This window comes from Moorella glycerini (genome assembly GCF_009735625.1).
GTDB classification, from domain to species: domain Bacteria; phylum Bacillota; class DSM-521; order Neomoorellales; family Neomoorellaceae; genus Neomoorella; species Neomoorella glycerini.
This window is the reverse complement of the sequence record NZ_CP046244.1, coordinates 1,995,305-2,009,699: the sequence shown is the minus strand read 5'-3', so window position 1 is coordinate 2,009,699 and position 14,395 is coordinate 1,995,305. Positions and strand designations below refer to the sequence as shown.

19 protein-coding genes and 1 pseudogene are annotated in these 14,395 nt (G+C 50.9%); 8 read left to right on the top strand and 12 right to left on the bottom strand.

The window, feature by feature from the left end; translation table 11 throughout:
• Position 1: 1 nt before the first annotated feature.
• Positions 2-1,540 (bottom strand): HlyD family secretion protein, encoded by a 1,539-nt coding sequence (locus MGLY_RS09880; protein ID WP_156273440.1) that lies wholly within the window; start codon positions 1,538-1,540, stop codon positions 2-4.
• 214 nt (positions 1,541-1,754) lie between these two features.
• Here MGLY_RS09880 and MGLY_RS09875 point away from each other — a divergent pair, with 214 nt between their 5' ends.
• Positions 1,755-1,946 (top strand): hypothetical protein, encoded by a 192-nt coding sequence (locus MGLY_RS09875; protein WP_211661856.1) that lies wholly within the window; start codon positions 1,755-1,757, stop codon positions 1,944-1,946.
• Between the two features lie 353 nt (positions 1,947-2,299).
• Positions 2,300-2,467, top strand: coding sequence for a site-specific integrase (locus MGLY_RS09870; protein WP_156273435.1), 168 nt, complete (start codon positions 2,300-2,302; stop codon positions 2,465-2,467).
• A gap of 415 nt (positions 2,468-2,882) precedes the next feature.
• Here MGLY_RS09870 and MGLY_RS09865 read toward each other — a convergent pair whose 3' ends face one another.
• The 3 genes from MGLY_RS09865 to MGLY_RS18020 form a co-directional block, all read right to left on the bottom strand.
• Positions 2,883-3,068 (bottom strand): Fic family protein, encoded by a 186-nt coding sequence (locus MGLY_RS09865; RefSeq protein ID WP_170291012.1) that lies wholly within the window; start codon positions 3,066-3,068, stop codon positions 2,883-2,885.
• A gap of 3 nt (positions 3,069-3,071) precedes the next feature.
• Positions 3,072-3,236, bottom strand: a complete 165-nt coding sequence (locus MGLY_RS09860) for a hypothetical protein (RefSeq protein WP_156273431.1) — start codon at positions 3,234-3,236, stop codon at positions 3,072-3,074.
• A 67-nt stretch (positions 3,237-3,303) separates the two neighbouring features.
• The gene (locus tag MGLY_RS18020; protein ID WP_211661855.1) at positions 3,304-4,692 is read right to left on the bottom strand and encodes a DUF6884 domain-containing protein; all 1,389 of its coding nucleotides are present in this window, start codon (positions 4,690-4,692) and stop codon (positions 3,304-3,306) included.
• 647 nt (positions 4,693-5,339) lie between these two features.
• Here MGLY_RS18020 and MGLY_RS09845 point away from each other — a divergent pair.
• Entirely contained in the window at positions 5,340-5,996 is a 657-nt protein-coding gene (locus MGLY_RS09845) for a tyrosine-type recombinase/integrase (protein WP_170291011.1), read from the top strand.
• Positions 5,997-6,194: 198 nt separating this feature from the next.
• Here MGLY_RS09845 and MGLY_RS09840 read toward each other — a convergent pair whose 3' ends face one another.
• From MGLY_RS09840 to MGLY_RS09830, 3 genes are all read right to left on the bottom strand, one after another.
• Entirely contained in the window at positions 6,195-6,596 is a 402-nt protein-coding gene (locus tag MGLY_RS09840; protein ID WP_277997931.1) for a putative toxin-antitoxin system toxin component, PIN family, read from the bottom strand.
• A gap of 5 nt (positions 6,597-6,601) precedes the next feature.
• Positions 6,602-6,874 (bottom strand): AbrB/MazE/SpoVT family DNA-binding domain-containing protein, encoded by a 273-nt coding sequence (locus MGLY_RS09835; protein WP_211661854.1) that lies wholly within the window; start codon positions 6,872-6,874, stop codon positions 6,602-6,604.
• Between the two features lie 80 nt (positions 6,875-6,954).
• Positions 6,955-7,290: a hypothetical protein gene (locus MGLY_RS09830; RefSeq protein WP_156273425.1), complete on the bottom strand. Its 336-nt coding sequence runs from the start codon at positions 7,288-7,290 to the stop codon at positions 6,955-6,957.
• A 118-nt stretch (positions 7,291-7,408) separates the two neighbouring features.
• Between MGLY_RS09830 and MGLY_RS18815 the strand changes: the two genes are divergently transcribed.
• The 4 genes from MGLY_RS18815 (at position 7,409) to MGLY_RS09810 (ending at position 10,454) form a co-directional block, all read left to right on the top strand.
• Positions 7,409-7,939, top strand: coding sequence for a DUF6431 domain-containing protein (locus MGLY_RS18815; protein WP_422880092.1), 531 nt, complete (start codon positions 7,409-7,411; stop codon positions 7,937-7,939).
• A gap of 142 nt (positions 7,940-8,081) precedes the next feature.
• Positions 8,082-9,338, top strand: coding sequence for a helix-turn-helix domain-containing protein (locus MGLY_RS09820; RefSeq protein ID WP_156271578.1), 1,257 nt, complete (start codon positions 8,082-8,084; stop codon positions 9,336-9,338).
• A 1-nt stretch (position 9,339) separates the two neighbouring features.
• Positions 9,340-10,140 (top strand): ExeA family protein, encoded by an 801-nt coding sequence (locus tag MGLY_RS09815; RefSeq protein WP_156271579.1) that lies wholly within the window; start codon positions 9,340-9,342, stop codon positions 10,138-10,140.
• 11 nt (positions 10,141-10,151) lie between these two features.
• Entirely contained in the window at positions 10,152-10,454 is a 303-nt protein-coding gene (locus MGLY_RS09810; RefSeq protein ID WP_156271580.1) for a hypothetical protein, read from the top strand.
• A gap of 140 nt (positions 10,455-10,594) precedes the next feature.
• On the opposite strand, the gene MGLY_RS09805 is transcribed toward MGLY_RS09810, so the two are convergent.
• From MGLY_RS09805 to MGLY_RS18950, 4 genes and pseudogenes are all read right to left on the bottom strand, one after another.
• A complete protein-coding gene (locus tag MGLY_RS09805; protein WP_156273423.1) occupies positions 10,595-11,029 on the bottom strand; it encodes a hypothetical protein in 435 nt (144 codons plus the stop codon).
• Positions 11,030-11,061: 32 nt separating this feature from the next.
• Positions 11,062-11,580: a ribonuclease J gene (locus MGLY_RS09800; protein ID WP_211661853.1), complete on the bottom strand. Its 519-nt coding sequence runs from the start codon at positions 11,578-11,580 to the stop codon at positions 11,062-11,064.
• Positions 11,581-11,623: 43 nt separating this feature from the next.
• The gene (locus tag MGLY_RS09795) at positions 11,624-12,727 is read right to left on the bottom strand and encodes a transposase (protein ID WP_428846620.1); all 1,104 of its coding nucleotides are present in this window, start codon (positions 12,725-12,727) and stop codon (positions 11,624-11,626) included.
• A pseudogene (locus MGLY_RS18950) lies at positions 12,707-13,102 on the bottom strand (transposase); the annotation flags it as partial. The pseudogene MGLY_RS18950 and the gene MGLY_RS09795, both read right to left, overlap by 21 nt.
• A gap of 386 nt (positions 13,103-13,488) precedes the next feature.
• Here MGLY_RS18950 and MGLY_RS09790 point away from each other — a divergent pair.
• Entirely contained in the window at positions 13,489-13,806 is a 318-nt protein-coding gene (locus tag MGLY_RS09790; protein ID WP_156273419.1) for a hypothetical protein, read from the top strand.
• A gap of 288 nt (positions 13,807-14,094) precedes the next feature.
• Here MGLY_RS09790 and MGLY_RS09785 read toward each other — a convergent pair whose 3' ends face one another.
• Positions 14,095-14,391 (bottom strand): TIGR04076 family protein, encoded by a 297-nt coding sequence (locus tag MGLY_RS09785; protein ID WP_156273417.1) that lies wholly within the window; start codon positions 14,389-14,391, stop codon positions 14,095-14,097.
• Positions 14,392-14,395: the final 4 nt, after the last annotated feature.

The window sequence follows — 14,395 nt, the reverse complement described above, 5'->3', positions numbered from 1 at the left end:
CTTACTGCCTCCCCTGGGCCGGCCTGTTGGGCTGCCGGTTCTGGATGGGGGTGGGGCTTAAGGGCGACCTTGCCGTGGTGCCGGTGGCCGGCTTGCCGGGGGTGCTGGTGCCGATGATTACCGCTTCGCCGGCCTTTAGCCCGCGCACGACTTCCACGTTGCGCTCATCGCTCAAGCCGGTGATGATCTGCCGGGCTACCGGGCGGCCATTCTCCAGGACCAGCACTACCGCGCGGCCGGTCCCGGGTTCGGCAGTGCCCGCCTCGCTTTCCCCTGCTCCCGTTCCTGTGGCGGGGGAGGCACTCCCCTGCCCGCCGCGCAGCATTTCCCTGTTGCCGGAGTTGCCGGAGCCGCTGCCCGGCGCCGCCGTCCCGGCGGCCTGGCTGCTGCTTTTATTACTGTTGCTTTGGTAGCTGGAGGCAAAGGCAATGGCCGTCCTGGACACGGTGAGGACGTTGTCCTTCCGGGCGGTGATGATGTTGACGTTGGCCGTCATGCCGGCCTTGAGGGGCAGGTTCGGGTCTAAAGAAATCACCACGTCGTAGAGCTGGACATTGGATACGGTGGTGGCCTGGGGAGCGATCCACGCCACCTGTCCCGACATCTCCCGGCCGGGCAGGGCGTTGACGGTGAAGGTAGCCTTCTGGCCGATCTTTACCTTGTTGATGTCGGCCTCGTTCACCTGGGCCCGCAGCTGCAGGGCCGGGGTGATCAAGGTGAGGAAGCTCTCGTTGTTCGTGCCGCTGCCCACGCGGTATCCTACCTCGCCGTTGACGGCACTGATGATGCCGTCCCAGGGAGCGCGGAGCTGGGCGCTGTCAAGGTTGCTCTGGGCCAGGGTAACCTGCACCCGGGCGGCCTCCACCTGCGCCCGAGCAGCGGCTATATCCTCCGGCCGGCTGCCGTTTTTTAGGGCTTCCAGGGCCGCCTGGGCCTGGCGCAGCTTGGCGGCGGCCGAATCGCGGTTGGTGATGGCGTTGTCCAGCTCGGCCCTGGACAGCGCCCCGGCCTGGTAGAGGGCCTGGTCGCGTTCTACCGTTGCCTGGGCGTTGTTGTAAGCCGCCCGGGCGGATTCGACGTTGGCTTCCGCCTGGGCGACGTCCGTGGCCAGGGGACCGGCCTCGAGGAGCTGCAGCTTGGCCAGGGCGTTGTTGAGATTGGCCCGGGCCTGGGCCAGCTGCGCCTCCAGGTCGGCGGTGTCCTGGCTGGCCAGGACCTGGCCCGCTTTTACCACATCCCCGGGCTTGACGTATATGGCTTTGATGATGCCGCTGTTCTTGAAGCCCAGGTTCACGCTCTTGACCGGCTCGATGGTGCCGGCGGCGTTGACGGTGTTGACGATGCTGCCCTGGCTGGCGGGCAATGTTATGTACGTCACCTGCACCCGGCGCCCCTGCCACCACCACAGGAAGGCGCCGCCTAAAAGCAGTAATAAACCCACCCCAAGCAGCCACATAAGCCTTTTGGGCCGGGGGGGCGCTACAGGCACTGCACCTGCTGTCATGTCAATCTCCCTCTCCTGTTGCCGCGCTGCCGGCATATCTATTTTTTAATTATAACAGGAAGCCGGTGGTTAAACCTTAAAAATTTCTAAGAATTGTTAGGGAGCGATAGCGATCTCCGTTTAATGAACGCAGCCCTATTTTTCCCTAGCCGTCATCATCGGTCCAGGGGAATGTCTTGTTGTTATCGCGGATTCCGGGTATAGTTAGAGCTGAGGAGTATGGGATATAATCCAGGGTGGTGATGGCAACATGGAGTCCATGGATTTTATGGCTATGCGCCGGAAGGTTATGGCCGAGGATCAGGTATTGGCCGGTCAGCGGCAGGCGGAAGCCCAGGCCAGGGCCCGGGCCGTGGCTAATTGGTTGAACCTGCTCTGCGAGGAAGAGGTGCCGGAATCTTTACGGCGAAAAGTTGCGGCCAGGGGGGTAAGACTGGTATGAAATTGCGCCATCGCTGGAACCGCTGCTCAACAGGTTGCCTGAAGTGGACGAGCGTTTGAAGAACGAGGTTGACGGTTTTCTCAAGCAGATGTACGAGATTATCCAGCGAAGCGTTAATAATGAATTCACTCAGTGAGCTATAACTGGAGCCAGCAAGCTATAAGACAGTAAAAAATGCTTTTGAGCAAACCTGTAAGCCGACTTAGGTGTTACAGAAATTGGCCCTTCTGGTTTCTTATGGGTTGTAAGTAAAAACTTATATGTATCACCTATAAACCCATAAGTCCAACATAATTCCCCGGCAGCGGGCTAAATGAAAAACTCCCTCAAATAGATTGCGAGGGGGTTTTTTATTGCTGCAGGATGTCTACGACGAGTTTGAGCTGGAATTACAAAGTACCGCCAAATCGGCGCAAACAATCGAAACCTACCGCTCTGATTTTCTCCTGGCCGGCCTGCGTCGCTCGGAAATCATCCGGCTGAACTGGGAAGATGTTGATTTTAATACCTTCCTCGAATAGTTGGGGTAAATTGGGGAACCATGAAAAACAGGAAGGAGAGACTGAAGATGATTGCCAGACCTCTCCCCGCAAAAGCGGTGGGAAGACCGGCGCGAGTTCCAGGAAAAATACACCCTAGGGGGTCATCACCCAGACACCACAAAGGAATCTTACAGCATCACCCTGCAGCAATTTTATGCAGCCATGGTTACCCACCGCTTTTTACGGTTGAAAGGCCTGATCGGCATTTCAGTTGCCCATGAAGTCAAGACCAGTATTCCAAGACAACTTCTCCCCGTTGCTCTGACTCCCCGGATGGCGATAAGGCTTATTGAATGCGCCGGCCGGACCCGGAATGGCGTACGCGACCAGGCAATGAATGAGAATAACCCAAATTTACATTTGCAAATGCCATCAATGAAGGGATGGTTATTGGTTATACCATATAATATAATAAAGCGGCCACCTTGGTGAGAATGTCCGGATATAAATCCTTCCCGCCGAAGGTGGCCAGCGGCGCCATGAAGGCACTTTCCAGTAAATTTTTATCCCGGATACTGTATTCCCCACCGGTGGCTGCAATAACCCGGCGGTGGATCTCCATTATAGTATCCAGCTCCATATTTCATCGAGCCAGTTCCTCCAGGGCCGGCCTGTATCTTTCTATAATCTCTTCCGCCAGTGCTACCTGTCTTTGGGCCAGCAGACGTTTTTCCAGCATCTCAAGTACCAGTTTTAATTCTCCCGGCGGCAGGCTGGCTAATTCATTTACCAGGGTTTCTACGGACATATTTACCACCTCTGATTTAAATTATAGCATATTTGGCTAGCCATTAAACTCCTTAAACACTCAACCTCTATTTTAGATAATACCTGATTTTTATCGTCGAACTCTTACCACTGGGGGTAGTATGTATAACCTTATCTCCTGCCTGCATTTTCTCATACATAATTCTGCACACCTGGGGCATCCTGTTTTTCATACCCAACTGCTTATGAATATCCCCTGAAACCAAATCAATATAGTCTTCGCCTCGCCTCTTTGCTTCCCGCAATAATTTATCTATGTAATTTCTTACATCATCAGCTGTTTTCCGTTCCGAATCATAAGGTTTTCCAGTCGTTATAACTAGATTCACCGCTCTTTGTACTCGTGCCCTATGAACCGCATTGTTCCTGTAGCTATCATTACCAAATCTGGCAAGCCATTTAATCCGCTCTACTTCATTATCTGATAACGGTTGACCATCCAGGCCCTGTTTATTCCAAAGGCCACTGCCGGCTATTTCCGGTACAGGGCTATTCAGGCCTAGCCAATTGTTACTCGGGCCAAATGACGGATGTCTGTTAAGCGTTGCAATAATACCTTCCTCCAATCGCAGCCGTTCCTCTTCTTCATCAACTGGAAAACAAACAAAAGTGATGCTACTTCTTAAATACTGGCTAATCTTTGCCTCAAGTCCAGCTTCCAGCCTTTCATCAATTAAGTGCCCGTAGTCTCTTTTTTCCCCAGATTTGTGCATATCAATTTCCCACACTTGTAAATATGGATCCGAAGTCATATTCAAAAAAGCACGGCCGATGTTTTTGCGGAAAATACTGCCATCAGCGTCCTCCTTCACAAAGTGGTCTCTTAACCTTTTCTTCAAACGGTCTTGACCCTGATGGGTACCTACGCGAACTATCCTATCCATGCTATGATAGCTTTCGCCCTTTTCAAACATGATATATATGCCATTTTGATAGGGAAGCTGGTCTATCATTGTCCAATCCAATCGTGGCAGACCATTAAAGAGCATGTGAAGAACTAATACTTTATCTGTTTCTTTTTCAAGCTTAACGAGCCTCTCCAACTCCGGAATCCATTCGCCTTGACTTCTACCTTTAAGCGGAAGCCAGAAATGGCTCAGATGGGGTAGTAAGTTTTCATGATAAACTTCACCTGCCAAAACAATAAACTCATCGTGCTCCACATCAGTAACCTTGCACAATTCATTTACCGCTTTGTATCCCCATGCACGACGCTCTTGGGCACTTTTCTCCTTTAATGTTTCGTTATAAGGTTCAATAACCCTATCTTCCGGTACTAAACCATACTTTGCTGAGAGAATAAATATCTTGTCTGCAACAAGCTTTGCAAAAGCATATGCCAGTCGAAACCGCGGGCTTTCCCAATACAATTCTCTTGCTTGACATTTATATGCTTTTTTCCTACTGGTACATGAAATCAAAGCAACTTTTGACATAAACCATCCCTCTTACTCCTATTTATAAAATTCAACTAATCTGTATCCTCCAGGAGTGGTTGGAGCGCAACCCTGCCCTGCTGGTGGTGATAGTTCATACCAACGGCGGTAGCAGCACCTCCCCCGCTCCTTTTAACTATCCTGGTGTACGGTTCAGAGACCTTTTAGAGATTAACGGATAGAGTTTCCTTTACACTCAGACCAAATTACGCCAGAACACGGCCACAGGCTATTCTCTCTATGACGGTGCGCGGTGGACCTCGCCGGCGGCAAACGCGGAGAGGTGGGCCTGGCGGGCCTTTCCCCAGTTCCCGCGGCTTACGCCCAGCCGGCCGGACGGGAGAAAGGAGAGCTTCAAATCAGCGATTCCATAGTGGAGGAGGTCGCTCAGGTAGCCTAAGTCAATTATTAGAATCGCAAGAGCCAGGAGCCTGTCATACACGCTCAGGCTCACCGGGCGAAGCCCCGAAGGCGGCTATGCAGCCGCGTATTCGATCAGGAAACGGCTGGCCCCGATTGATTCCCAGTTTATTAGAGATTTCCTGTACACTATACCAGAAAATCAAACAAGCAACAAATGTCATATAATAAGCCACCTGCGTAACTTTTTTCGCGTTCTTTGCAGTACCGGGGGCCCTATGGAGGGTATGAGCAATCCTCTTGAAGAAATAAAAATGTCAGCGCCCGGACCCGCTAAAAGAGATACTCTAACCCAGGAAAAATTTAAAAAAATTATAGCTTCTACAAGTGATTGCGGATTTCCACAGCTCGCACAGGTAATTGTGACCACTCTGTACGGCACCGGAATCAGGGTAAGCGAACTTATCAACCTTCCGTATATAGAGAATCCTAACAACCTGGAAGCATTGCTGATCCCGTCCATTAAGACGAAGAAAGAGTATCTATTACCCTTGCTACCCTGGGTAGTAAATAGCATTACTGAATATATAAAGGGCGAAAGAAGCAGGATTCCGGCAGACCCTGATGCAGCTTCTTTCCTGTTCCTGACCCCTAAGGGTAAAAAACTCAGCAAATCGTGGATAAACAAGCTTTTAAAGTCTTTATGTATTGAGGCAGGTATACAGAAAAATATTACCGCTCACTGCATGCGGCATAGTTTTGCTACCAATCTGTGGAAAAATGGCGCCAATCTTGTTGAGATCAAAGAGCTTCTAAACCACGCCTCGATTAATACTACAATGAACTACGTTCATTTATTGCCTAGATCTAACCAGCGCAAAATGATCGATGAAGGCCCGCTGGCTGAAATTGTAGCCAGTTTCTGGCGTAATAAATCCTTGTAATCCGTCCTTGAAGTTTAGCGGGCCAGTCCTTCCACGGCTGGCCTGTATTTTTGTATTATCTCTTCCGCCAGTTCTACCTGCCCTTGTTCCCGCAGGCGTTTTTCGAGCATATAAAGTACCAGCTTTAATTCTCCCGGAGACTAATTCATCTACCAGAGTTTCTATGGGTATTTTATCACCTAGCTGCAATGAAATTCCTTATTGATTAAGACGTTTTAAAGCCTCAGCGGTCGTCATGACTTTTATTAAAAAACCTACTTCCGGTGTATGCAGGTCCAGATCACCGCTGACAAAAATATCGGGCCGGGCCTCAATGGCAGACGCAAGAATTGCAGCATCTTTAGGGTCCCTTATAATAGGGCGAGCTATAGCTAGAGATGCAGGAGAAGGCATAGGTGTATATTCTACATTAAGAAGGGATAAGAGTTTATCGAAGGCCGCGATATGGGCGGGAAACTTACGCTGCAAAACTTCTTTAGTTTCTTCAACAATATAGCTGTTTATTACCAGGATTAAGCGGCGTTGGTGAATAGTTTCAAGCAAACGGCGTTCAGGCCCGCGGAAGACCATCCCGGATATAAGGATGTTGGTATCGAGCATTATCCTCATTGACCTTCACCGTAAAGCTCTTTCATGAGGCGCTCGCGTACCGCAGTTATTTCTTCATCCAGTTCCTGCCTGGTAAACCCTTTTGCCCGGGCCTCAACCTCAAGCTCCTTAAAAACAAGGTCCAGCGGAGAAACCGGCTCCAGGACGACTTTATTACCATCCACATAAATACGCAGCCTGGTATTCTGGTTGATCTGGAGTTTTTCCCGCATTTCTTTAGGTATGGTAACCTGGCCGCGTTCAGTAGGTTTGACGAATTGTTCTTTCACCGTAATACCTCCCTTTTTATAGTATGATACCAGGAATACTTACCGTAAGCAATAATGCGTAAACAAATCTAGCATGATGCTCATTGGGTACCAGAAGCTAAAAACCGTTCTTCTTTTAACTCAACCCACCCGCAAGAATCCGCTACCCGAACTTTTCCCCCGCTCACCTCGTAATCAATATTAAAGAAGCCCCGGCAGTAATCTTCCAGTTTGTTTTCTGGCGGTATAAATGTCTTTAGTATTGCCCATTTTTTGTCAAGAACGCAGAAGCAAAACACTACCGGTTCCATGCTGTTAACTTGAGCGTAAACTTCAGGTGCCCGAAAAGCCTGTTGGAACTTATAAAAGAGACTGGGTAAAGTCCCGCTATCAACGTTTTTGAGGAGGTGAAACCAGTTTCCCACCTTTCTTGTCATTTAGCACACTATCATCCTTAAAACTAGTCCTAACTTTATCAATTTAAAATATCGAGATAACATGTAACAGTTCCCCCAAAGTGATATAATTTTAGCAAATTATTCTGGGGGGCTGTTTATGCAACTGGTATACAATTTCGGTATTTCCCTGGAGGATTATGCTGCCCGGGGTAAGAAAAATGAGTTTCCCGTCATAGAGTCTTGCCCTATCTGTATGGCCCGGAAGGCTCTAAAGCGGCATGGTTTTTACTGGCGTAATGCCGGTAGTGACTCGGAAAAGTGGCTACAGCTGCCCATCTGCCGCTTTTGGTGCCGCTCCTGCCGGCACACCTTCTCTCTTTTGCCTTCCTTTCTCCTGCCGTATTACCAGTATTCCCTTAAGTTCATTCTGGACTGTCTCATATATTTCTTCTCCAAGGCCCGCCTCCTTATTTACTACCAGCTGCTCCAGTTCTACCGCCGCCGTTGGGCGAAGAACATGAATTGCATCCAGGCCTTCTTCCGGGAGCAGGGTTACCAGGAAATAATCCCGCCGGAATTTAAACAAAGGGCCATAAAATTGCTGGAAATGATTGCCGCGTTCCCCAACGCCGAAACCTTTTCCCAAAGGTTCCATAATCATTTCCGGCGCAATTTTATGGCTAATTAATTTTACCATGCTTTCCCCGGTTCCGTAAAGCCTCCCTGCTACATTAGCCACCACACACCTTTTGCCTGTCCTGGGGGACAGGTTAAGGTTAAACTGGTAAATGACCGGACCGGTTAACCTTAAATCCTGGGGAGGGGTTGTGATGGACGAGAAGGACCGGGAAAATATCGCTCTTTTTCGCTTTAGCTTGATTGCGCCGTTGTTGCAGGGTCAGGTAGCCAGCAGGAAGGCCTACCTGGAGAGTATTACGGCCAGACCCCATGAAGTACCGTATTATGGCCTCTGCGACTATAGCCCCCAGACCATTGCCAGCTGGCTCAGGGATTACCGCCGCGAGGGGTTTGAGGGGTTAAAACCGAAAAGGCGTTCTGACCGGGGAAGGCCGCGGGCCTTATCCCCGGAGTTACAGGAGCAACTCCTGGCCCTGCGCCAGGAGGAGCGTTCCTGTCCGGCTTCTGTCTTTTATGAACAACTGGTGGCTAAAGGTGTTATTTTACCGGACGCCGTTTCTTACGCTACCATTTACCGTTTCCTGAAATCCAGGGGGCTTTTAGGCCGGGAGATGCGGCGGGAGCCGGAACGGAAACGCTTTGCCTATGATACGGTGAATACCCTCTGGCAGGGGGATGTGGCGGCCGGGCCTTACCTTCGCGTTGGCAACAAAAAGGTGGCTACTTTCCTCTTTGCTTTTATCGATGATTGTTCCCGCCTGGTGACTTTTGCCCAGTTTTTTACTTCCGAGAAGTTTGAGTCTTTGAAGGTGGTCTTCAAGGAGGCTATCTTACGCCGGGGCATTCCGCAGATGGTCTACGTGGATAATGGTAAAATCTATCGTTCGGAGCAGCTGCAGCTGGCCTGCGCGGCCCTGGGGATAGCCTTGATCAATACTAAACCCTATGACCCGCAGAGCAAGGGTAAGATCGAAAGGTTCTTCTTGACCGTCAGGCAGCGTTTCTTGCCCCTGGTTAAAGATGAACACCTTAAATCTCTGGATAACTTGAACCGCTCTTTCTGGCAGTGGCTGGAGGAAGATTATCACCGCCAGGTCCACAGTGCTTTGGGTATGAGCCCCCTGGATAAGTTTATGTCCCAGTTCAGCCAGGTTAAGATGGTGAGCGACCCGGCTGTTCTGGAGCCGCTTTTTTTCAAGCGGGAGGAACGGCGGGTACATCATGATGCTACTATCTCCATTAACAAGCGCCTTTTTGAGGTGCCGCCTCAATTTATCGGCAACCGGGTGGAGGTGCGCTTTGACCCGGAAAAACTGGAGCGGGTCTTGATTTTTGTGGCCGGTAAAGAGGTGGCGGTGGCACAGCCGGTGGCGCTCAGTGTTAACGCCCGGGCAAAGCGGGAGAGCAAACTTTCTTTTGCCAGCTTACAGGGAGGGGGCCAAAACTAGAATGTACCAGGCTTTTTATGGCTTAAAAGGGGCTCCTTTTGGCAAGGAGCTAAAACCCCAGGATGCCTTCCTTTCCTGCAGTTTAAAAGAAACGAGGGCCCGGCTGGAGTATTTATCCCGCGTCCGGGGCATGGGGGTCCTGGTGGGAGAACCGGGAGCCGGTAAGACCTTTGCCTTGCGGGTCTTTTGTGCTAATTTAAACCCGGCCCTCTTTAAGGTTATTTATTTGCCCCTGGCCACAGGGACGGTCATGGATTTTTACCGCGGTTTGGCCCGGGGCCTGGGGGAAGAACCGTCTTTCCGCAAGATTGACCTTTTTCACCAGATCCAGCAGGCGGTCCAGGTGTTCTTCCGGGATAAAAAGATTACGCCCGTCTTCATCCTGGATGAGATGCACCTGGCTAACCCCAAATTCCTGCTGGACCTGGCCCTGCTCTTTAATTTCGCCATGGACGCCTTTAATCCTTTTATCCTGGTCCTGGCCGGCTTGCCTTTTTTGTTGAGCCGCTTGGAGTTGAACCAGACCCAGTCTCTGGCCCAACGCCTGGTGGTTCGCTTCCAGGTGGAACCTTTAAACCGTGAGGAGGTGGGCGCCTACCTGGAGCACCATTTATCCCTGGTGGGGGCTACCAGGCCTTTATTTGAGCCGCCTGCCGTCGAGGCCATCGCTTCTCGCTCCCGCGGCTGGCCGCGCCTGGTGAACAACCTGGCCCTGACTTCCCTCCTCTGGGGCGCCCAGCTTAAAGCCCAGCTGATTAGTGCTGATGTGGTCCGCCAGGCAGCTGCCGAAATTGGCCTCTAAGGGTGGTGGCTATGCTTAAGCTTGCTTCCCCCAGAGACGTGGAAAGTCTCCTGGAGATCCTGGCTTTCGTCCTCTGGGCGAATACTTCTGGTTCCTACGGTGAGGAATTGGAACGCCCGGTATTGGATTTCGCCCGCGACCTTTACGCTGAATTGCTAAAATACCTGGAGTCTTTCTATACCGCCCGCGAGGAACCCCATTATTACAGCTTTATTTGCCAGTTGCAACTGGAACAAGGATTTGATTTCCAGAGAAAACGCCTGGCTGCCCTTGATAAAAAATTGGCGGAACGGTTCAAGGCCCCTTCTTTTTAGGCCGCGTTGAGCGGCTTTTTTCTTTGGGGATTTTATTGTGCTAATGTGCAATTCCTGAGAATTTGGGGTGCTGTAATTTGATAATCTTGCAGTTTGTGCCGGCGGCGTGAGTTACTTTAATTTGAAAAACGGTGGTTAATTTAATGTGCTAAATGACACTTTCTTTCCCTCACAAGTTTTTCAATGTCCTTCTTAATATGATCTACTGGCGGGTTGCCGGCTTTAAATTCTACATTTGCCTGTTTATGAAATCCATTGCCAAAGGTGTAAAGGCTCAGGTCGGACAGGGCACTTCGCTGGTTAACGGCACCATCAGTAAAAGAGTATTTTTCCCCCGTGGGCGTTTCGACAGAAAAGAAGTAGCGGCTGGCCCGTGTTAACACGGAGGCATAGATAAATCGCGCTTCCTGTTCGCTTATCCGGACGTCCTCATTGTCGTTACTACGAGGTGGTAAAATTAATTTTGGTGTAAGTGCCCCTACCATACCTCCCTGGGAGTCCACCATTCGCCATAGTTCCCTGCATACCTCAATGTTCATGGCAATTAAGTCGCCAGGCACGTCCCCATTGGCCATATCCCTTCCTCCTTGTTAGTCCTTAACCTGCTCTAACCCACTGCTACGCTTTGCCCTTTCTGCGGGAATACCACAGGACATCTTCCCTCGAAGCGGCGGAAAAAGGCACGGTTTTCCGTATGCACGGGTACCAGTAACCCCGGTCTGATTGTCTCCACCAGTTCTTCCAAGCCGGGACCGTGGATATGACCGCTTGCGTGGAAGCCGGATTTTTCCCTGTCACGGCCCAGCGTACCGTAGAGCTGGAAGCTAAAGAAGTCTATCCAGTTACGCACACGCCGGTGGTCGATCAGCATCTCCTCGTCAAAGGCCTCGCTGGAGGAATAGATGTAGGTTCCCCCGCGGGGTTCTATGTCCAGCAGGGCGTGGAAGTCATAGTAAGAGAAGCAGAGTATGTAGCTTCCCTGGTCGGAACGTACCTTCTTAGCATCAACCATCCTTTCCGGCGCCCGGGCTTTGAAGCGTTCCAGCAACGCCTCTTCCCACTTCTGGCGCACGGCCTTGGGGCGGGCGTAAAGCAATAATCTTTCGTCTTTACAGGGTTCGGGCACCTCCGGCTCTCCCGCCGCCCCTAGAAGTGCTGTGAGAAACCCTTCAAATCAAAGCTAACCGCAGTCGAAAACATGATAGAAAAAGGTGTTGGAGCGTAGCCACTCTTTCTTGCAGCATGGCTACCGCAGTTCGGGTCATTTCCATGACCTTTGCCGCCCGTTTTTTCCGACGCCAAATCCAGGTGGCCAGACGTTTTATATTCTGTACCACTGCAGTCATCTTTACATGTTCATCTACCGCAGCCAAGCCATAGCTCCTGGCCCGGTCCAGGCCATGATGTTCTTTGGCTTCTGCAAAGGTGTGTTCGATACGGACACGATAACGATAGGTACGGCGGTATTCCCTGCTTTGCTTCAACGTTCGGGCCAGGTTCCTGGCCCTGGCTATCCGGATACGTTCTTTGCGCTTGCTATATGTTGATAGGTGATAGGTCCGGCGTTTCCAGGTCGGCAAAGGCTCCAGCTGGACGTTTCCCATGGGTACCAGGGGCTGATAGCCTAATGCGATCACTTCCGCCAGGAAATCTCCCGCGGTGTAATTGCCGTCACCCAGGAAGAAGCGTTTTTCTTCTTCCGGGGATAAAGGTGATAAAAGGGGACTGGCTTTTTTCAGCATTTCCAGGGCGGCTGCCCGTTCCAATGCTCCATTGGCCAGTGTGGCCATGGCGTCGACGACAACACACGAGCGAACATCGAGCAGGTTATGGGCTAAATAGCTGAGTTTCGCTTCCTTACCAGGACCTTTGCGGAAGAGCCGGGCCTCGGGGTCAGTAGTGGAACGATGAGTGGCGTTGCTGAACTTCTCCCCATGAAAATCCGGGTCGCCTGCTTTCCTCGCGGAAAGATCCCGGGAAGGATTGGCGTCTTGTAAAACTTGGCCTTCTGGCTTGTTATCACTTTGCCCCTGGCCCCTTACCGGGGGTTCACCACCACTTGGGGGTTCGCTTTCGTCCTCTGATTTTGTGATAGCTTCCAGTTCTTTCTCATCTTGTTTTTTGAGTTCTTCAAGGTATTTATCCAGCGGTTGGGGGGTGAACGCTTCCAGGCTTTTTATCGCTGCCCGCGCTTTAACAATGGTGCCATCGGCGGCCAACACGTCGCCTTTCACCAAGCCGGCTGCAACGCATTGTCGCACTATCTCGCGCATGATCACCTCAAATAAACCGTGGTTACGCCAGAGCTTTCTGGCCTTGACCAGGGTGGTTCGATCGGGTAGAGGACTGTTAAAGTCCAGACCACAGAACCACAGATAGCCGGCATGCAGGGGTAATTCCGTGAACAGGCGGTTTTCGGAAATATCCAGCAGGTATGACAGGGTAATGAGGCGAAAAGCCATTTCCGGGTCTATCGATGGCCGCCCGGTATGGGAGTACAAATGGGCTACCCTGGCGCGGATGAATGAAAAATCAACTGCTGCATCAATACGGCGGAGGTAGTAATCCTCTGGGATCAGGCTTTCAATATCGACAACCTGGATAGCTATTTGCCGCCGCAGGTTTTCCTTGCTTCCCAACAACGGAATCCTCTCCTGAAAATTAGATGTCATTACTGTTAAGGATTCGTTGTTGGTTGTCTAATACCTGCCATTTAGATTGAGTTTTTCACAACGCTTCTAAAGAGTCTATGTTTGTGCCTCTTTAGGAAGTCCAGTAGCTATAGAGGTCTAAGCTTTTGGAACAGCACCCCCGGCATAGAGTGGGAACCTAAAGGTTACATATCGAGAGTACCGGGATGGACACCGGAGAAGGTTTCCTGCCGGGCCTTAACGGGCCTGGGATAGCTGCGTCTGAAGTGGCAGGAAACCGGCGGAGTCCTCGTAGTAGTCCGAAGGTGGGAAAGCCACCTGCACGGCGAAGGAGGACAGTTACAAGGAGCCATTTGGAAGTAGACCGAAAGGAAGCTCGGAGTATGAGCACACAAACGAACCGCCCCAGCGGTGATTTTGTTAGTCGAAAACAAATGAAGCTCAACCAGTTCAGCCAGGAAGGCCGAGTGTTTGATAACTTATTTCAACTGCTGGAAACTCCCTACTGGATAGCTATTGCCCTGAAGCATGTCTTGCAAAATAAGGGTAGCCGGACAGCCGGCATTGATGGCTATAGCCGGCGGCATTATGAAACGGAAAGTCAACAGGCCCACCTGGTGGCAGAAATCGTGGCCGAAATGCGGGCCAGAAACTACCATCCGCAACCAGTAAAGCGTACATCAAAAAAGCTAATAATTTGACGTGTAACAATACTCCACCGCTCCTTGGCAGCCTGGGATTTCGCTGTGTGTTGCCAGCTCATCCGGGCGGTTTAGCCTCGTATGGGGTTTTTATTCATCGGGCCGTGGTTTTGCCTCCGGCTTCCTTCGGATCCCACCTCGCGGCGGGCACCCTTGCCTTTGGCTAACAGGCTGGTGCTGCCTCGCCTGCAGTGGACTTTCACCACCAAGTCAGCGCCCATACCGGGCGCACTACAATAAAAGCCCTTTAAAAGGGCTTTTAGTATCAACATTTGACGTTTAAAAGTTCTATTTTTTCCCGGCAACAATCTTAAAAATAACTGGCTTATTAGGATCGGGGCAGGCCACGTAAGTAACCCCCTCTTCAGCATCCCAAGGATGGCGGCCTCCTAATTCCAATACCCGCAAATGAGGCCATAAAGTATGAAAAGCAGCAGCACAAAAATCTACCGGGCAACGTTCAAAGTCAAAGGTATACTCCTGTCCTACCTGATGACAGTGACAAACACCTCGTTCAGGATGCTCTGTTACTCGTTCGACTACAATTTTGATAGGTTTAGGTTTAATCCATTGATGAGTAGCCATATTA